General features: G+C 62.7%; 1 protein-coding gene. It reads left to right on the top strand.

Annotation, left to right across the window (positions count from 1 at the left end):
• Window positions 1-33 precede the first annotated feature (33 nt).
• Window positions 34-689: inositol monophosphatase family protein (locus D8U18_RS25515; protein WP_131108874.1), on the top strand; the 656-nt coding region annotated here is incomplete at its 3' end.

Raw genomic sequence — 689 nt, 5'->3', positions numbered from 1 at the left:
CGGCTTTCTTTAACAACCTTAGGTGACACATCCATGCAGCCCATGCTGAATATCGCGCTGCGCGCCGCCCGCAGCGCCAGTGAATTGATCTTCCGCTCCATCGAGCGCCTGGATACCATCAAGGTCGACGAAAAAGACGCCAAGGATTACGTATCCGAGGTGGATCGCGCCGCCGAACAGAAAATCATCGACGCCCTGCGCAAGGCGTACCCGAATCACTCGATCCTGGGTGAAGAGACCGGCCTGAACGCCGGCACCGGCATCGAAGGCGAAGAGTACCTGTGGATCATCGATCCACTGGACGGCACCACCAACTTCCTGCGCGGCATTCCTCACTTCGCTGTCAGCATCGCCTGCAAATACCGCGGTCGTCTTGAGCACGCTGTTGTTCTGGACCCGGTTCGCCAGGAAGAATTCACCGCCAGCCGTGGTCGCGGCGCTCAACTGAACGGTCGTCGCCTGCGCGTCAGCGGCCGCACCAGCCTGGACGGCGCCCTGCTGGGTACCGGCTTCCCGTTCCGTGACGACCAGATGGACAACCTCGACAACTACCTGGGCATGTTCCGCGCCCTGGTGGGCCAGACTGCCGGCATCCGCCGTGCCGGTTCGGCGAGCCTGGACCTGGCCTATGTAGCCGCCGGCCGTTTCGATGCGTTCTGGGAGTCGGGCCTGTCCGAGTGGGACATGGC

The organism is Pseudomonas sp. Sample_10 (assembly GCF_004321495.1).
Lineage (GTDB): Bacteria > Pseudomonadota > Gammaproteobacteria > Pseudomonadales > Pseudomonadaceae > Aquipseudomonas.
Note: the sequence above shows the minus strand (reverse complement) of the source record. Positions and strands in the feature narration are given on the sequence as shown.